Here is a 16,419-nt window from a genome sequence, read left to right as displayed (position 1 = left end):
TAAAATGCCAAAATCCCATCTTGATAATTATCAAGATGGGATTTTTTTATACCTTAAAAGCAACCATATTTATACTCTTACATCTATATAATAGGATAATTGCATTTGCCCTCAAACCCTAACAAAATGAAAAAAGTAAAAATTGTTTTAGCTTTTTTTCTAGTAGCTATGTTATCATGTTGTCTAAATGATGACGATAATACTCCTTTTTTTTATGATGCTGTTGCTATTGAAGAAGTTACAATTCCGGATCAATTTACAAGAGGAGAAACTGTCGAAATAACAGTTTCCTATTTCAGGCCATCTAGTTGTCATTCCTTTTCGGGATTCGATTATGGTGGATTTGGAAACGAAAGAACCGTTGCTGTAATTAATGTTGTTATAGACAATGGCACCACTTGTGAAGATCTATCTGTTACTAGTCTTGCTCAAGAATCATTTACATTTCTCGTTGGACAAGAAAGTTCTTATGTTTTCAGATTCTGGCAAGGCCGAGACGATCAAGGTAATAATAAATTTTTAACCATTGAAGTACCTGTTGTCGAAGTAGAAATTTAATAATATTAAATCAAAATTGAGGTTAGTGGGTTTAGATCAACTCATAAAAAAATGCAAACAAAACAATGCCACTGCGCAAGAGCAATTGTATAGAATGTACAGTAGCAAATTATTCTCTATTTGCTTAAAATATTCTAACGATTACCCTAGTGCAGAGGACACATTGCAGGATGCATTTATAACTATTTTTGAAAAAATAACACAATATAAGCACCAAGGTTCTTTTGAAGGATGGATAAAACGAATAACTATTAATACTGCCTTGCAGAAATATAGAAAACAAAAAGTTTTTGACATTGTTAATGAAGAGCAAATTGAAGAAGTTGAAGTAGAGATTAATGAAGAAGAAATCTCTTTGGATTATCTTTTACAAATTATCCAGCAATTACCCGATCGATATCGGTTGGTTTTTAATCTTTATGTTTTGGATGGTTATTCTCATAAAGAAATTGCTGAAATGTTGGAAATCTCTACTGGAACATCAAAATCAAATCTGGCCAGAGCCAGAGGTATCTTAAAAACAAAACTTGAAAATAAGCAAGAACCTCATGTTCGAGCAATTGATCAACGATGATGAATGAGAAAAAAAATATAGACAGGTTATTTCAGGAGAAATTCAAAGATTTTGAAGTTGTTCCCAATGAAGCTGTTTGGGAAAAAATAAAGGCCCGTCAAAACCAAAAAAAGAAACGCGTCCTCTTATTGCCATTTTGGTATAGAGTGGCTGGTGTAGCAGCCTTGCTAACTATTATTTTTACAATAGGATACTTTTCTAGAAACGCTCACCCTGTACAAGAAATCGTTCTGGAAAATAAGACTTCTTCAGATGAAGAGGAAATTCTGGTGCCTGCCAATGATCTACATAAACCAAAAGCAGAAGAGGTAACAATTTCTTCTGATAAAAGCAAAACTATAGATCCCACATCTGGAGATCACAAGAATCAAAATCAAACCAATCATATTAACATTACCAAGATCCCCGAAATATTTGATAACATCCAAAATGCTGTTTCATCGGCAATTGACGATAAACCCGATTCTAGCACTAGTGAGACTCCCAAAACTACGAATCAAGAACGGGGACTTGCAAACAATTCTATTACAACAAAGGATAATGCAAATGCTCTATCAAATCAAAAAAAGGATGAAATAGAAATATTAAACAGCAATGACTCGAAAATTGCTACTCAAAACAATCCCGAAACGATATCCCCAGAAGAAAAACAAAACTTTTTGCAACCATTGGTTAAGAACAACAATGATCAACAAACTAGTATCACCCAAAATGATACGCCAAATAAACAAAATCAAAAAAATATAGTAGAAGAATCTACTGAGACCAATACCCAACCCCAAAACACAAATAAAAAGTCAATTTTTGATGCCATAGATAAAGAAGACGCTATCGCAGAAGAAAAAGCCGGAAAAAAATGGAATATATCCCCAACGGTCGCTCCGGTATACTATAACTCTTTTGGAAACGGATCTCCAATCGACACACAATTTGCCGATAATGATAAGAGCGGACAAGTAAATCTGAGCTATGGTGTGCAGGTTGCATATACTTTAAATGAGAGATTAAGTATTAGATCTGGGGTAAGTAAAGTTGACTTAAGTTACAGTACACAAGATGTTGGCTTTTCGCCATCAGGTATTGTGAGTCAGAATTTGCAAAGTGTTGATTATAACACAAATGCCGAAGCTATTCTAGTTTCAGACCTTGGGTCAAACCAAAATGAATTTGTGGCGTTAGATATTAATCGAGATGCTATTCAGGTTCAAAACGAAGGGTTGCTAAATCAAAGAATAGGATATATCGAAGTGCCTCTTGAAATGAAATACGCATTGGTAAACCGAAAACTGGGCGTAAATATGATTGGTGGTGTAAGTACTTTATTTCTTCAGGAAAATGAGATTTTGGTAGAAGCCGGAGACTTTGAGAGTTCGATAGGAAAAGCCACTAATTTGAATGACGTAAGCTTTACAGGTAATATTGGCATAGGAGTTGATTATAAGTTATCAAATCAATTTCAGGTCAATTTGGAACCCATTTTTAAATATCAATTTAATGGGTTTAGTGGAAATGCCGAGAACTTTCGTCCCTATTACTTTGGGGTATATACCGGGGTGAGTTTTAAGTTTTAAAATACGTTTAAATGACATAAAGATTTTAGTTGGTTAGGTAGTTATTGCACACATTAGCAATGATGAAAAAAGCCGTTCCTGGGGAGGAGCGGCTTTAGTTTTTTAAGCTTAAGAGCTCTTTTGAAGCGCCTCAAGGATAATATTATATATTCTTCCTTTAAGTTCCTTTTTGTTTTCTTGGGTTAATCCTTCTGTTGGGATTTCTGAAAGGATATGTGCTCTCATTCTTCCAGGACCACCACTAAAAAAATTATAAGAAAATCTTTTTTTATTATCAAAAAACACGAGTGGTAAAATCGGAATCTGGTGATCAATTGCCAGTCTAAAAGCGCCATCTTTAAAAGTATCTAAAACAATCGTTTCGTCGTCGGGGACACCTCCTTCGGGAAAAATACAAATACTTGTACCGTGATGAAGTCTGGCATGTGCCCTATCGAAAACTTCTTTTCTGCTTTTTTGGCTACTGCGATCAACCAGTATACATGTTCGTTTATAGAAAAATCCAAAAATTGGAATTTTGGCAAGTTCTTTTTTTCCAACAAATACAAAAGGGTTCTTAACACAATAGAGCATAAGCATGATATCGGTCATCGAAGTGTGGTTCGCAACAAACATATAGCTCTTTTTACGGTCTACCTCAGCTTCCTTGGTCAATTTAGGTACAAAACCACAACCATACAATACAATTTTTGCCCAAAAGCGAGCCACTATAAAAAACTGTGGATACCACTGCTCCCTTGAAGTAAGAACCAGAAGCACAGGAAACATAATTATTATAGGAACCCCCATAATAACATAAAACCAAATTCGCCAAAGTAGGATTAATATATTTCTAATGATAAACATTCCTTCAAAAATACATAATTGGTTTGACCTATCTGCACAAAAAAATTACCTTTGCTCGAAACTTAGTAACGTATTATGTCCAGAATTCTAACAGGTGTACAAAGTACCGGAACTCCGCATCTAGGAAATTTACTTGGAGCGATCATTCCTGCTATCGAAATGGCAAATAAGCCAGAAAATGAATCATTTTTGTTCATTGCAGATATGCATTCGCTTACCCAGATTAAAGATGCCAAAATGCTAAGAGAGAACACCTATTCTACAGCGGCAACCTGGCTAGCTTTTGGACTGGATATAGAAAAAACAGTTTTTTATAGACAAAGTGATATTCCACAAGTAACCGAGCTGTCTTGGTATCTAAGTTGCTTTTTTCCTTACCAAAGGTTAACATTGGCACACTCATTTAAAGACAAAGCCGATCGCTTGGAGGATATAAATGCCGGTTTGTTTACCTATCCAATGCTTATGGCAGCCGATATCTTATTATATGATGCCGAAATTGTACCTGTAGGAAAAGACCAATTACAACATCTGGAAATGACACGCGATGTCGCATCTAGAATGCATGCACAAGTTGGTGAGCTCTTTGTGATTCCTGAAGCACAGGTACAAAAAGAAACCATGTATGTGCCGGGAACCGACGGTGGTAAAATGAGTAAATCCAAAGGTAATATTATCAACCTCTTTTTGCCTGATAAAAAATTACGCAAACAAATTATGTCTATCGAAACCGATAGCACTCCTTTGGAAGAACCAAAAGATCCAGATACTTGTAATGTATTTGCGCTGTACAAGCTTGTTGCAAATCCTGAACAAGAAGCCGAAATGCGAAAAAATTATCTGGGAGGTAACTACGGATACGGACATGCAAAACAGGCCCTGTTTGAATTGCTTATCGAAAAGTTCTCTAAAGAACGTGAACGATACAATTACTATATGGAAAACCTGAATGAGGTTGATGAGGCACTTGCTATTGGAGCACAAAAAGCCACAAAAATTGCCACCGAAGTCCTAACCAGAGTACGAGAAAAAGTTGGGTATTAACTTAATTCTATAAGAATTCCGCTTCAGAAGATCAATCAAATTTGATTTGGAAACAAGATAAGGGACAAAATTTTTTCTTCTCAAGAAATATATGCTGTTTTTCTTTTTGATTATAGCGCAGTCTTCTATTTAATACTATTACTTATTATAAAATAATTCGTATGTGAGGATTCCCGTAACCTTTGTATTTATTTTCTTTATAGCTTTCGCACGGGAAAACAATCGTTGCAGAAAGAGATGTAAAAATTCTTTCCAGTAACCAAAAGTATCATGAGGATAAACCTGTTTTTCGGGTTTATCCGATTGTTACTTGATCCCGAAAAGTTAGAAATACATAATTCTGTTCTGTCATAAAAGGATTTTACTTTGGTCAGAAGACATATAAGATGTTTTTATCGGTTTGTTTTTGAGCCCCCCTCATTATCACATTGTGTAAGTAGCAGCCGGTAAAGACGAAAAAAGCCTGTGCTGCGCACAGGCTTTTATACTTAATACGGGCAATTAACACTTATTGTACCCTAGCATAAATGAACCTTAGTTGTGTTTTGGGTCCTAAATCTTTATCATTATAAATGGCATTAACAACCAAATTCCCTTTTTCAATTGTGACAGTAGCTCCTTTTAGCATAAGCGCATTGTTCTTTTGGTACATGAAAAGATACATCCCGTTGGTACTCTTCTTCCATTTACCATTTGTATCTTGACTGTCCTTGGCACATTCTCCTGCCATACTCGAATTTTCATAATAACTTTTCTCTAAAAATTTACCCGTATCAAAAATCTCCAAAGTTGTTTCTTTGTCACAGGTAGAGAGTAAAAATTCTTTTAATGGCGTATCTTCTCCTTCATTACTATATTCCTGAATTAATTTCCAAGAACCCGTAATAGTAACTTCAGGTGCCTTTGCTCCACTACTTCCACAAGAATAAAATATTAATAGCAGCACGATCCATCGTGTCGCATAAGCACGTAAAAGTTTCCTCATATGTCGTATTTCCAATTACAGCTACAAAAATCTGTAAAAATCTTACTATTAACAAATTTTTAACGTTAAAAAGTGTATTTCAACGTAAAAACATACTTTTTGTCGACTATTTTGAGTTGCCCCCTCATTTATAAGTCTGTAATATTTTTTCTTAAAAACTTAAAAAATAATATTGTATTAACCTAAAATCCTAAAAAATTGAAAATGAAAATTCATATTAATTTCATTATTTGGATAAAGCGATACGATGCCTCATAAATACTGCGAAAACGTAGAATTTTGAAAATTTCAAACTAAATTATTAGTTCAAACTAAATATTTAGTTTATATTAGCAATGTTTTTATATTAACTCTATTCTGAAAATCTTTTAATCACTTTTATGAAACAACTCACAAAGGCAGAAGAAGACATCATGAAAATTCTATGGGACATAGGAGAGGGAAGTGTTTTGGCCATTTTAGAAAAATTTTCAGAACCCAAACCCGCCTACAATACAGTATCAACAATTGTAAGGATTCTTGAAGACAAGCAATTTGTAAGTTATCGAAAAGAAGGACGTATTCATGTCTATTTTCCACTAGTAAAAAGAGAAGAATACAGTAATCAAAGTATTACCAAATTAATTGATGGGTATTTTCAAGGTTCTTTTAAAAGTATGGTCTCTTTTTTTATCAAAAAAAATGATATAAGCATTGAAGAAATGGAAGCCGCTTTAAAGAAAATTAATAACGAAGAAGAATGATACACTATATATTACAAATACTGGCGCTACAACTTCTCTTTTTATTGGTATATGACCTCTTCCTAAAAAAAGAGACATTCTTTAACGGAAATCGAGTATATCTTGTCGCCACTCCCCTCTTAAGTTTTATTTTACCTTTAATTAAAATTAGGGCAATACGACAAAACATCCCCAAAGAATACTTGATTGAACTACCCGAGATTTTAATAAATAAAGCAGCTTCGCAAGAAATTTTACTTCCAGAAGTTATTATAGGTGGATCAGAATCTTTTTTTAAGTTTATTACCCTCTCAACGCTTATTCAGTCTATTTGGTTATTTGGTGCTGTACTAAGTATGGCTTTGTTCTTTTATAAAATATATAAGGTTCTTCTCTTAAAAAAAGCTGGAACCAAGAGGTATGCACATGATTTTGCTATTGTTTCTCTTCCAAATACCAATACGGCATTTACCTTTTTTAAAACCGTTTTTGTGGGTGAATTGCTTTCAGAAGAAAAAAGAACCAACATTTTGTTACATGAAAAAACTCATGTTTCTCAATACCATTCTATAGATCTTGTATTCTTTGAAATATTACGAATAATCTTTTGGTTTAATCCCTTGGTATATATCTATCAAAACAGAGTCGCTACATTGCAAGAATATATTGCCGATGCCAAGGCTATTGCAGAAACTAGTAAAAAAGAATATTATCAAGATTTACTTTCACAGATTTTTCAAACCGAAAAAATATCATTCATCAATACATTTTTTAATCATTCATTAATCAAAAATCGAATCGTTATGTTACAAAAATCAAAATCAAAAAAAATCTTTCAGTTGAAGTATTTATTACTTGTGCCTGTAATAGCCACTATGCTTATATATAGTTCTTGCTCGACTGAAAATAATTCTCCTGCAGAAGAAAAAAACCAGACTGAAGACACTTTTATTACTGATGCCAAGGCTTTAATCGCAAAAATTGAAAGTGAGGGTGAGTTCTCGACTGATGATCAAAGACTTTTTGGTAAACTATTAGAAGCTAATGCAAATTCTACCAATGGGGTTACACCAGAGGAGAAAAAAGTTTTTGAAGCTTTAATAAACGTAATCACAAAACATCATAAACCTACCACAAAACTTAAGGAAAACGAAATTCCATTTGTCCATTTGGAAAAAGTACCAGGCTATCCAGGTTGTGAAGGTCTTACCAATACCGAGGCAAAAAAATGTTTTACAAAAAGCATACAAAATCATGTTGCCAAAGAGTTCAATGTTAAAGCTGTAGAGGGACTTGAAGGCACACAGCGGGTCTATGTTAGATTCAAAATAAATGAAACCGGAAATGTGGTTGACATACAAGCCAGAGGTCCAAAAAAAGAATTGGAAGATGAAGCCATTAGAGTAATTAAAACATTACCTCAAATGACACCCGGTGAACAAGAAGGTAAAGTGGTAAATGTAATGTACTCGTTGCCTATCGTATATAAAGTACAATAATGTATTTTCAAAAAATGATAGTAAAGCCGAAAACTATAATAGTTTTCGGCTTTTTTTTAAAGAATGCTTATCTTCATAAATCCCATCGAACTAATACCATGATGATTTTCAAGCCGGCTTGGGCTACTTCATAATAAAACTATATATCATGGATACAGCACACGAAGATTCTCAAACACAACGAAAAGCCAACATTTTTACAGGACTTTTACTTTTTCTTATCTCAATTATACTTTTCATAACCACAACACCAATTGGTTTTATCTACGGTTTCTTTCACAGAATATTTACCGGATTTTTAAAAGGACTAGGAGGTTATTTCCTTGAAATTGCAGTATCTATAGATCAATTGGGTAATGTAATCATGCAACATTTATTAAACCTACTTTGGATCAAAAAAGATGGTTATACATTTGGGAATAGAGATGAAACGATATCCAGTGTACTTGGAAAAAATCAAGTCGATGGTACGCTTTCCGGATTTGGAAAATTAATTGTCAAAATACTAGATGCTATAGACCCCAATCATGTATTGGATTCTATCGATTACAATATAGAGTCGAAAAACTGAAAGACACATCAACTATTTGACCAATATTCCGCGCTGATCCATAACAGGTAAATCCTGAAATGCTTTTTCGTTTATGGTATTTTTTCTGAAGATATATTTCCTTTCGAACAATTTATTATCAGCAAAAAAAGTAACTGCAAATTCGTTGTTCATTTGTAATAGCTCTTCCTGAAGCATTTCAATTTTTGCTGATGATTTTGCTGCAATTGTTCCTATACCATGTCTTAATAACGAAGTTTTTTGATCGCCATCATAACCTTTTGTCACCACCAATACCATTTCTATTGGAGTATTTCGATCATTAATGATATAGGCATTCCAGTCTTGGGCCAAAAACTCTTCGTTCCATTCTTTTACCACAGCCACGTAGACGTTTTCTACAACTGGTATTTCAATATCTTTTCTCATAGAAATTATAATGCCGACTTAAATTGCTCTAAGAAACGCACATCGTTTTCGCTAAGCATACGAATATCTGAGATCCCATACAATAATAGGGCAATACGATCGATACCCATACCAAAGGCAAAGCCACTATACTCTTCAGGGTCGATATTGCAGTTTTTCAAAACGTTTGGATCTACCATTCCACAACCCATAATCTCTAGCCATCCCGTTCCTTTGGTCATTTTATAATCAGTTTCGGTTTCCAATCCCCAATATACATCTACCTCTGCACTAGGCTCTGTAAAAGGGAAATAAGATGGACGAAGTCTGATCTTGGACTTACCAAACATTTCTGTAGTAAAATATTGCAATGTTTGTTTCAAATCTGCAAAAGAGACATCTTTATCAATGTACAATCCTTCTACTTGATGAAAGAAACAATGTGATCTAGCTGAAATTGCCTCGTTACGATATACTCGACCCGGAGAAATTGTACGAATCGGAGGTCTATTATTTTCCATATAGCGCACTTGTACCGACGAGGTGTGCGTGCGCAATAAAATATCCGGATCAGTTTGAATAAAGAATGTATCCTGCATATCACGAGCCGGGTGATATTCTGGCAAATTAAGCGCTGTGAAATTATGCCAGTCGTCTTCAATTTCGGGCCCTTCACTAACATTAAATCCTATGCGCGAGAAAATATCGATGATTTGATTTTTCACCAAAGAGATAGGATGCCGAGAACCTAAAGCTACTGGTTCTGCCGGACGTGTAAGATCCCCATAATTACCTTTTTCTTCTTCTTTGGAGTCTAATTCGTCTTTCAAAGACTTTACTTTATCTTCGGCAGCTACCTTAAGAGCATTAATTGCCTGTCCGAATTCTTTTTTCTGATCATTGGCTACATTTCTGAATTCGGCAAAAAAATCGTTAATCAGTCCTTTTTTTCCAGAGAACTTAATTCTGAAAGCTTCAACTTCTTCCTTGGATTTGGCAGTAAATGAATCTACCTCGGCTATATACTCTTTAATCTTATCAATCATTACTATTTGCTTAATAGAACCGCAAATTTACGTAATTTCAGTAAATCGAAGTCGTTTCAAATCGAATATTATCCCGATATAAATACAGCATTAAGTAGAAAACCGAAATACCCCCAAACAAGTGCCAAAGCCAATGTGTGCCCATATACAGGATATCTGTTTCCAAAAACTTGTCTAAACTTCGAAAACTTACTGCCAAAGAAAAGTTGATAACCGCCAAGATCACTAATTTTTTATGTCTTCCTTTGGTTTTAATTAAATATAAAACAATAGGTAACAAAACTGTAATTGCTGTGATCACATACCCTAGAGAAATTTGAATTACATGAGGAATAGGCAACTGTCGAACCGCAAATGAAACGGTAAAAATTGCAACAATAACCAATAATCTCTTCCACCAGGATTGGAAAACCTTAAAAATGAAGTAAAAAACCGAAGCCATACACAAAATCATAATTGGTACCCAATCCATAAACAACCATATTTGATGACTGCGCGTGCCATGAAACAACGTACCGCCAACAAAACCTATTGCCAAAATGGGTAAACAAAAACCCAAAAAAGCATGTGTTTTAAAATCTCTATAGACCCTTATCGAAAAATAAATGACAATAAATAGAAATATAAGGTTGCTAAAAGTATTAAAAGGCTCTACTGGTAATCTATTCATCAACGTTTCACGATAAATTGGCCCAGTATCGTTTGGAATTTGTAAAATTTCAAAGCAATTCAATAGCATAATTTCTTTTTAAACTAAAGTTAGCGAATAGTTTTGAAAAGATATTTACCTGAGTTTATTGTATGTATTTGCTTACCAAAAAGTACTGAACAATAGCTTCTTTCATCAAGATCGACTGTTCTCCAGCTTTAAGGTTGGGTAATTGCTCTTTCATCTTGTAATGTGGCCAGCCATCATCATCATAATATTCAAATTCATAGTACCCATATGGTTCTAGGAGTCTGCAAATAGCAATATGCATTAGATCCAATTTCTCATCTTTTTTAAATCTGCGATGTACTTGTCCTAATTCTTGTACTCCTATAAGGTATATAATTGCATCAAGATCCAGATCTTCACCCTCTGCAAACTGACTAGACAGTTTTTGAACCAGGCTCTCCCAACGCTCTTTTAATTTTTCATCTCTGGCCATCTTGTTTATTAGTCTGTTATAATTTATGACACTAAAAAGCGTCAATTCTAGTGTTTTATCGCAATAAAATGTAAATAAAACGTATCGAGAATAGCTTTTTAGGGTATCAAAATCCTATTCTCGATACATTTCGATTAAAAATCTAAACACTCGAATTGACGGATTTTGATAAAAAGTTAAGCGCTACAAAAGTAACGCTTAATTGCAAAAAAATAACCCGATTGAGAAACAAAAAAACTAAAACTCCCATAAGAGACCTACTCCTGCATATTGGTTTCTATAATTTCTAAAGGAGCGGGCATCTATATCTGTATAATTGGTACTTCTGATTCTGGAATATACGGTCGCTGTAACAGAAAAACCATTACCAATACTTTGAGATCCATTTAGCTGAAAATTTGCATATTCATATTTAAGTTTTTCCCCAATCACTTCTTCTGTATCTCTGGCTTCAATTGCTTTATAGTTTCTGGTAATAAAAGAAATGGTAGAACGTATTTTGGTGGTTTTATTTTTAAAAGAAATACTAGTACCAGGACCAAACTGACTAAACCCAGAACGATTTGTAGAGTTATCTATCCTTTTATAGTACGTAAAATTGGGTCTTATCTTGAATTGTTTACTAAAGGGCAACTCATAAAATAGCGTTCCTTTTATATAATCCCAATCCCGTTCTCCATCGGTATCTATTTCACTTGCATTAAAGGTGTCATACAGCCGTTTTTTAAAGTAGCCATTTAGCCCGATCTTATGTTCCAGATTACTAACATCGAATGCCTGAATACTCGAAAATTGCACTCCAAATTCATCGAACTGAAGATCTCGCACTCCAAAAGCGTCAAAATCTTTGAAATTGTAAAACCCTACGATGGTGGATTTGTTACTTTCGAAAGGAACAAACTGAAATCCTGCGGTCGCTCCATAGTTCGTATATCCAAGCGGATTGATTAACACATCCTGATCCCCTCCTAACCCTTCTCTGTTCATTCGTTTAAATCTAAGCTCGGATAAAAACGAAAAACTCCTGCCAAATTTATGATCATATTTGGCGATTGCATTAAGACTCCAGTAACTATCGTCAACATTTTCATAGAATATTCTTGAAAAAGGATTTAAGAATAATCGGAACCTGTTTTTCTTCTCCCATTTGGTACGAAACCTATATGTAACATCGATATCCTGATACATACTGCTGGAAATCAAATCCTCTTCGGTGAGTATTATCCCATCAGTTCGTATTACTTTTGGGCTTTTAAAATAGTTATACTCATAACCCGTTTGTGTTTCAACATCAAAGGAACTTTTGTTTTGCGAGAATGCGATGCCTACAGTTAATACTGTTGTAAATCCAATTACTATATTTTTCATTTTCATAATTTTGTTCGGTCTTCTTTTTTTATTCTTTGTTTTGAATTGCTTCTTTTAATCCTTGCTTATTTACGAGTTGAATCCCCAACCCAGGGCGCACATTAATTTCCATGATTTGTGGACCCTTATTTTTATCGATCACAATATCGATTCCTAGATAATTGAGAGGAAATGCCTTGGCGGTATCGATAGATATTTTAAGGATTTCTTTCCAATACGGAATGGGTACACCTCTTACAACAAACTTGCTATCGGGATGATAATCATAATATTGCTTCCTGTCGTAGACTTGTGTTAATGTTCCCCTTTTCATATCGACTCCAATGCCTACTCCATTTTGATGAAGATTCGCTTTGCCATCTGATCGATCTGTCGGCATTCTAAGCATTCCCATTAAAGGAGTTTGATCTAGTGTAATTATTCTAAAATCGGGAACCCCTGCCGGATATATTCTATTAAAAAAAGGATCTGGCTCTATACATTCTTCAATTAACACTCTATCGTGAGAACCCAGTGAGAAAAAACCCATTATAATCGCAGCCATATGCTGAAAAATTTGACGCTCTTCGATCACTTTGCCGCTACTTATCCAATTTCCTTCTCGGTCTTTTTTGATGATTTTAATACCTCCACCCCCACTACCTCTAGCGGGTTTTATGGCCAATGCCTTATATTGTTTGCAGTTTTCCCAAACTTTTTTGATGTCACTATTGTATTCTACAATGGCATAGGTCTCTGCACATGGAATATCATATTGATGCAAGATTTCTTTGGTAAGCACTTTATCATCTGCCAAGGGGTAATGCTTCTTGTCGTTATTGGGGTAAATCAGGTTGACATTTCTTTCGTTTAAACCAACCACATTTGATTCCTTTCGAGATTTCATCTCTAAAATTCTTGAAAACATAGGGATCATAATTATTATTATTTGATTGATACTTATGCAAAAAGGGGTCTGAAACGATAAAACTCTGTCCATCGAATTCCTATGTATCTTCCTAATAACATTGCAACAGCTATAATGAGTAGGATGCATTCTGGAAAAATGATAAGAATTGATGGTAACCATGACCAGGACAATAACCCATAACAAACCGAAGTCGCCAACAAGGTTTGAAATAATTTATCTATTGCCATTTTATAACCATCCTCTACGGTTGCTCTAGAAAATCGTTCGGCCGCTATGGTGAGTATAATCGTGGGGAAAAAGGTTAGGGTCGTTAACCAGGCGATATTATATTGTATTCCAACAACCGTTGCTACAATCATAAGACCTACCATGATACTTAAAGAGATCACCAGTTTTGGGGTGTAGAGTAGACCTATTTTATCAAAAGGGTAGGATATTAATCCAACCAATAATATTAATACTACAAACAATATTGTTCCCGAAACGAAACCTGTATGCATTAAAGAAAATGCAATCAAAACAGGAAGGAATACACCAAAAGTTTTGACTCCTACAACATTCCTGAGAAAAGCCACAAGTAGCCCCCCAATTGGTAGTAATAATAATAGATTAAGGGCATTTTGAGGCATCACACCTTTTTCTACAATGCTCCAAAGAGAAATATTGGATAGCTCTCGTATTTCTTCAGCATTCATTTTTAAAAAGGAAATATGATTTACCTGATCGATTTGATAGGCATAATCAAACTGAATTCCTGGAGTATGAGTAATAAGAAACTCATCTCCTTTATAAATTTCAAGATAATTTGCTGGTAAGTATGCAAAATGATCATTGAGCGCATCAAAAGGAACCCATATTTCATTAATTAACACCTCGGCCCATACATGTGATGTTCTTTTATTGGTGTCTTCTAAGATAATCCCTCCCTTTACTCTTGCAGCATATCCTAAATTTCTGGCCAAAGCAACAAACAAGCGACTTTTACCATTACAAGACGCTCTATTTTGGTGAATAGTGGTTACTGCATCGGTTAGGGTAATTATTGGTGCAGAGGGTATGGCTTTTACGTGATCGTATATTTTGTTTATGATTTCTCGATCATTACTTGTATTTTGTTTTAACACGGTTGCCAAATTGCTTACAAGTTCATCACTCGATTGTATGTTTTCGGTGGGTTTCAGGTATTTTTTGTGTTTATTAGAGACTTCACCAAAATCTCTGGGAACGATATATGTCTGTTCTTTACCCTCAAAAACAAACTCATAGTTAAGTGTATGGTATGCATTTTTATGTTTTGTACTCCAAATTCCCTTTACATTACCATTTTCAGAAATCTCCTTGGTAAAAAACAATGTGCTATCGCTTATACTTTTTTGCTCAGAAATGCGCTGTCTTACATTAGTTTTAGGGATAAAACTTTTTACAGTAGTATTTCTATCAGCAGATTTGAAAAAGTAATTATAGTTTACTTTAAAAACTGTGTTAGGATTGAAGTCGTCATAGTTTTCAAGAATAGGTTGTATCTTGAATCCTATTGAAAAAAGTGCGACTATAGTAATTAATACCAATACAATTTTAAGATTTGTTTGAGAGTTCATAATCCGTTATTTTTGGATTAATAACAGGTGAAAACAAATTCACCCTACCAGAAATCAAAAAATATTTTCTTTTTTATGCAGCAATCCTCAAAATCTGTTTGTGAACAACCAGTTTTTACTCAACTATTCGAAACACATGCAGAGGCTGTAAGAAATCTTATTTATTATAAATGTGGTGATAAAGATCAGGCTGAAGATGTTATGCAGGAAGCATTTATTAAGCTTTGGGATAATTGCAAAAAAGTAATTTTTGAAAAAGCTAAAGGTTTTTTATGCACCGTTGCCAATAACTTATTTCTAAATCAGGTTGCCAAACAAAAAGTGAGGTTAGAATATTCAAAAATACCACGCAGCAATAAAAATATTGAGTCGCCTGATTTTGTTATGGAAGAAAAGGAGTTTATGAATAAACTTCAAACAGCAATTGCCGAACTTCCCGAAGGACAACGAGAAGTTTTTTTGCTAAATCGGATTGACAAAAAAACTTATAATGAAATAGCTGAAATGCTAGGCATATCGGTAAAAGCAGTCGAAAAAAGAATGCACAATGCTTTAAAACAATTAAGAAAACTAGTAAAAAATATCTGATCGAGGTAGGGTATTTTAATGTTGACCTGTTATTGATTTGATATGAAGATAGAAATATGCTTTCAGATAATGAAAATACATATTTAGCCAAGTGGTTAAACGATGATCTTGACCCAAAAGATCTTGAAGAGCTTAAAAAGCTTCCTGAATATGATGATTACAAAAAGATCGTTGAAGGATTAGAGTTTTTTAATGCTCCTTCCTTTGAACTTGAAGATTCGTTAAAAACTACTTTAGAAAAGCTTGATCAACCAAAAAAGAGGAAAGTGATTAAGCTCAAGCCAATTTTATATGCTATTTCGGCGGCGGCATCTATTGCCGTAATCATTGGGCTTTTCTTTAATGAAATATCATACACCACCAATCCAGGAGAACAACTCGCTATTGTCCTGCCCGACGGAAGTTCTGTAGATTTAAATGCTGCTTCTTCGCTATCTTATAAACGGTTCTTCTGGTCCAGCAGGAGAAAAGTAGATCTTGAAGGGGAAGCATTTTTTAAAGTAACCACAGGAGATAAGTTTATGGTTAACACCAAAAAGGGAGAAATTGAAGTGCTTGGCACTCAATTTAATGTAAGAAACAGAAAAGATGAGTTTCGCGTTGGCTGTTATGAAGGAAAAGTACGGGTGTCATCTATTGAAGATCAACAAGAAATACTAGAAAAAGGAGATGCCGTATTTTTAAAGGATAAGAACCTCATCCCAGAAAAAATTACCACTACATCACCACTATGGATGTCGGGAGAAAGTCTATTCGTAAGTGAACCGTTGGGAATCGTTCTCGACGAATTAGAACGACAGTACAACATTACTTTCAACAGAGGCGCTATAGATCAAAACCAACTTTTTTCAGGTGGATTTAATTATAAAAATCTTAAGATTGCCTTGGAGTCGGTATTGGTTCCCATGGGAATTGAATATATTGTAAACGGGAAAAAAGTCACACTTTCGGCCCAATAAGCTTATAGTAATAATATATTCGTCAAAATTTAGCATAGCACT

18 protein-coding genes are annotated in these 16,419 nt (G+C 34.4%); 9 read left to right on the top strand and 9 right to left on the bottom strand.

All coding sequences use genetic code 11. The features are described from left to right. Positions 1 to 126 precede the first annotated feature (126 nt). Genes U6A24_RS16945 through U6A24_RS16935 form a run of 3 tightly spaced genes read left to right on the top strand, consistent with a single transcriptional unit; the run spans position 127 to position 2,703 of the window. The gene (locus U6A24_RS16945) at positions 127 to 558 is read left to right on the top strand and encodes a hypothetical protein (protein WP_324181189.1); all 432 of its coding nucleotides are present in this window, start codon (positions 127 to 129) and stop codon (positions 556 to 558) included. A gap of 25 nt (positions 559 to 583) precedes the next feature. Beyond that, positions 584 to 1,132: an RNA polymerase sigma factor gene (locus U6A24_RS16940; protein ID WP_324181188.1), complete on the top strand. Its 549-nt coding sequence runs from the start codon at positions 584 to 586 to the stop codon at positions 1,130 to 1,132. Continuing rightward, complete coding sequence (locus tag U6A24_RS16935) at positions 1,129 to 2,703, top strand: outer membrane beta-barrel protein (RefSeq protein ID WP_324181187.1); 1,575 nt, start codon at positions 1,129 to 1,131, stop codon at positions 2,701 to 2,703. Before U6A24_RS16940 ends, U6A24_RS16935 begins: the two co-directional genes overlap by 4 nt. Positions 2,704 to 2,811: 108 nt before the next feature. On the opposite strand, the gene U6A24_RS16930 is transcribed toward U6A24_RS16935, so the two are convergent. Next, complete coding sequence (locus U6A24_RS16930) at positions 2,812 to 3,549, bottom strand: lysophospholipid acyltransferase family protein (protein WP_324181186.1); 738 nt, start codon at positions 3,547 to 3,549, stop codon at positions 2,812 to 2,814. A 75-nt stretch (positions 3,550 to 3,624) separates the two neighbouring features. Between U6A24_RS16930 and trpS the strand changes: the two genes are divergently transcribed. Next, positions 3,625 to 4,593 carry a tryptophan--tRNA ligase gene (trpS, locus tag U6A24_RS16925; protein ID WP_324181185.1) on the top strand — a complete coding sequence of 323 codons (969 nt, stop codon included), beginning with the start codon at positions 3,625 to 3,627 and terminating at the stop codon, positions 4,591 to 4,593. Positions 4,594 to 5,101: 508 nt separating this feature from the next. Here trpS and U6A24_RS16920 read toward each other — a convergent pair. Continuing rightward, positions 5,102 to 5,578, bottom strand: a complete 477-nt coding sequence (locus U6A24_RS16920) for a hypothetical protein (RefSeq protein WP_324181184.1) — start codon at positions 5,576 to 5,578, stop codon at positions 5,102 to 5,104. Between the two features lie 380 nt (positions 5,579 to 5,958). Here U6A24_RS16920 and U6A24_RS16915 point away from each other — a divergent pair, with 380 nt between their 5' ends. From U6A24_RS16915 to U6A24_RS16905, 3 genes are all read left to right on the top strand, one after another. Further along, positions 5,959 to 6,321, top strand: a complete 363-nt coding sequence (locus tag U6A24_RS16915; RefSeq protein ID WP_324181183.1) for a BlaI/MecI/CopY family transcriptional regulator — start codon at positions 5,959 to 5,961, stop codon at positions 6,319 to 6,321. Continuing rightward, entirely contained in the window at positions 6,318 to 7,799 is a 1,482-nt protein-coding gene (locus U6A24_RS16910) for a M56 family metallopeptidase (RefSeq protein WP_324181182.1), read from the top strand. Before U6A24_RS16915 ends, U6A24_RS16910 begins: the two co-directional genes overlap by 4 nt. A gap of 148 nt (positions 7,800 to 7,947) precedes the next feature. Then, positions 7,948 to 8,370 carry a hypothetical protein gene (locus tag U6A24_RS16905; RefSeq protein ID WP_324181181.1) on the top strand — a complete coding sequence of 141 codons (423 nt, stop codon included), beginning with the start codon at positions 7,948 to 7,950 and terminating at the stop codon, positions 8,368 to 8,370. 12 nt (positions 8,371 to 8,382) lie between these two features. Here U6A24_RS16905 and U6A24_RS16900 read toward each other — a convergent pair whose 3' ends face one another. The 7 genes from U6A24_RS16900 to U6A24_RS16870 all read right to left on the bottom strand — a co-directional run bounded on the left by U6A24_RS16900 (position 8,383) and on the right by U6A24_RS16870 (position 14,830). Next, positions 8,383 to 8,778 (bottom strand): hypothetical protein, encoded by a 396-nt coding sequence (locus U6A24_RS16900; protein WP_324181180.1) that lies wholly within the window; start codon positions 8,776 to 8,778, stop codon positions 8,383 to 8,385. 5 nt (positions 8,779 to 8,783) lie between these two features. Continuing rightward, complete coding sequence (gene pheS / locus U6A24_RS16895) at positions 8,784 to 9,803, bottom strand: phenylalanine--tRNA ligase subunit alpha (RefSeq protein ID WP_324181179.1); 1,020 nt, start codon at positions 9,801 to 9,803, stop codon at positions 8,784 to 8,786. A 37-nt stretch (positions 9,804 to 9,840) separates the two neighbouring features. Beyond that, the gene (locus U6A24_RS16890) at positions 9,841 to 10,542 is read right to left on the bottom strand and encodes a ceramidase domain-containing protein (protein ID WP_324181178.1); all 702 of its coding nucleotides are present in this window, start codon (positions 10,540 to 10,542) and stop codon (positions 9,841 to 9,843) included. A 55-nt stretch (positions 10,543 to 10,597) separates the two neighbouring features. Further along, positions 10,598 to 10,954, bottom strand: coding sequence for a hypothetical protein (locus tag U6A24_RS16885; RefSeq protein WP_324181177.1), 357 nt, complete (start codon positions 10,952 to 10,954; stop codon positions 10,598 to 10,600). 237 nt (positions 10,955 to 11,191) lie between these two features. Continuing rightward, the gene (locus tag U6A24_RS16880) at positions 11,192 to 12,322 is read right to left on the bottom strand and encodes a hypothetical protein (RefSeq protein WP_324181176.1); all 1,131 of its coding nucleotides are present in this window, start codon (positions 12,320 to 12,322) and stop codon (positions 11,192 to 11,194) included. A gap of 28 nt (positions 12,323 to 12,350) precedes the next feature. Beyond that, positions 12,351 to 13,208: a sugar-transfer associated ATP-grasp domain-containing protein gene (locus tag U6A24_RS16875; protein WP_324181175.1), complete on the bottom strand. Its 858-nt coding sequence runs from the start codon at positions 13,206 to 13,208 to the stop codon at positions 12,351 to 12,353. Between the two features lie 53 nt (positions 13,209 to 13,261). Further along, entirely contained in the window at positions 13,262 to 14,830 is a 1,569-nt protein-coding gene (locus tag U6A24_RS16870; RefSeq protein ID WP_324181174.1) for a 7TM domain-containing protein, read from the bottom strand. A gap of 75 nt (positions 14,831 to 14,905) precedes the next feature. Here U6A24_RS16870 and U6A24_RS16865 point away from each other — a divergent pair, with 75 nt between their 5' ends. Both U6A24_RS16865 and U6A24_RS16860 read left to right on the top strand, forming a co-directional pair. Next, the gene (locus U6A24_RS16865) at positions 14,906 to 15,418 is read left to right on the top strand and encodes an RNA polymerase sigma factor (RefSeq protein WP_324181173.1); all 513 of its coding nucleotides are present in this window, start codon (positions 14,906 to 14,908) and stop codon (positions 15,416 to 15,418) included. A 56-nt stretch (positions 15,419 to 15,474) separates the two neighbouring features. After that, a complete protein-coding gene (locus U6A24_RS16860) occupies positions 15,475 to 16,377 on the top strand; it encodes a FecR family protein (protein ID WP_324181172.1) in 903 nt (300 codons plus the stop codon). Positions 16,378 to 16,419: the final 42 nt, after the last annotated feature.

It is taken from the genome of Aquimarina gracilis (genome assembly GCF_035285365.1).
Lineage (GTDB): Bacteria > Bacteroidota > Bacteroidia > Flavobacteriales > Flavobacteriaceae > Aquimarina > Aquimarina gracilis.
Note: the sequence above shows the minus strand (reverse complement) of the source record. Positions and strands in the feature narration are given on the sequence as shown.

Bases quoted from the DNA above. Each gene is read 5' to 3' on its own strand.
- U6A24_RS16945 (WP_324181189.1), top strand. From the start codon at position 127: ATGAAAAAAGTAAAAATTGTTTTAGCTTTTTTTCTAGTAGCTATGTTA.
- U6A24_RS16935 (WP_324181187.1), top strand. From the start codon at position 1,129: ATGATGAATGAGAAAAAAAATATAGACAGGTTATTTCAGGAGAAATTC.
- U6A24_RS16930 (WP_324181186.1), bottom strand. From the start codon at position 3,549: ATGTTTATCATTAGAAATATATTAATCCTACTTTGGCGAATTTGGTTT.
- trpS (WP_324181185.1), top strand. From the start codon at position 3,625: ATGTCCAGAATTCTAACAGGTGTACAAAGTACCGGAACTCCGCATCTA.
- U6A24_RS16920 (WP_324181184.1), bottom strand. From the start codon at position 5,578: ATGAGGAAACTTTTACGTGCTTATGCGACACGATGGATCGTGCTGCTA.
- U6A24_RS16915 (WP_324181183.1), top strand. From the start codon at position 5,959: ATGAAACAACTCACAAAGGCAGAAGAAGACATCATGAAAATTCTATGG.
- U6A24_RS16910 (WP_324181182.1), top strand. From the start codon at position 6,318: ATGATACACTATATATTACAAATACTGGCGCTACAACTTCTCTTTTTA.
- U6A24_RS16905 (WP_324181181.1), top strand. From the start codon at position 7,948: ATGGATACAGCACACGAAGATTCTCAAACACAACGAAAAGCCAACATT.
- U6A24_RS16900 (WP_324181180.1), bottom strand. From the start codon at position 8,778: ATGAGAAAAGATATTGAAATACCAGTTGTAGAAAACGTCTACGTGGCT.
- pheS (WP_324181179.1), bottom strand. From the start codon at position 9,803: ATGATTGATAAGATTAAAGAGTATATAGCCGAGGTAGATTCATTTACT.
- U6A24_RS16890 (WP_324181178.1), bottom strand. From the start codon at position 10,542: ATGCTATTGAATTGCTTTGAAATTTTACAAATTCCAAACGATACTGGG.
- U6A24_RS16885 (WP_324181177.1), bottom strand. From the start codon at position 10,954: ATGGCCAGAGATGAAAAATTAAAAGAGCGTTGGGAGAGCCTGGTTCAA.
- U6A24_RS16880 (WP_324181176.1), bottom strand. From the start codon at position 12,322: ATGAAAAATATAGTAATTGGATTTACAACAGTATTAACTGTAGGCATC.
- U6A24_RS16875 (WP_324181175.1), bottom strand. From the start codon at position 13,208: ATGAAATCTCGAAAGGAATCAAATGTGGTTGGTTTAAACGAAAGAAAT.
- U6A24_RS16870 (WP_324181174.1), bottom strand. From the start codon at position 14,830: ATGAACTCTCAAACAAATCTTAAAATTGTATTGGTATTAATTACTATA.
- U6A24_RS16865 (WP_324181173.1), top strand. From the start codon at position 14,906: ATGCAGCAATCCTCAAAATCTGTTTGTGAACAACCAGTTTTTACTCAA.
- U6A24_RS16860 (WP_324181172.1), top strand. From the start codon at position 15,475: ATGCTTTCAGATAATGAAAATACATATTTAGCCAAGTGGTTAAACGAT.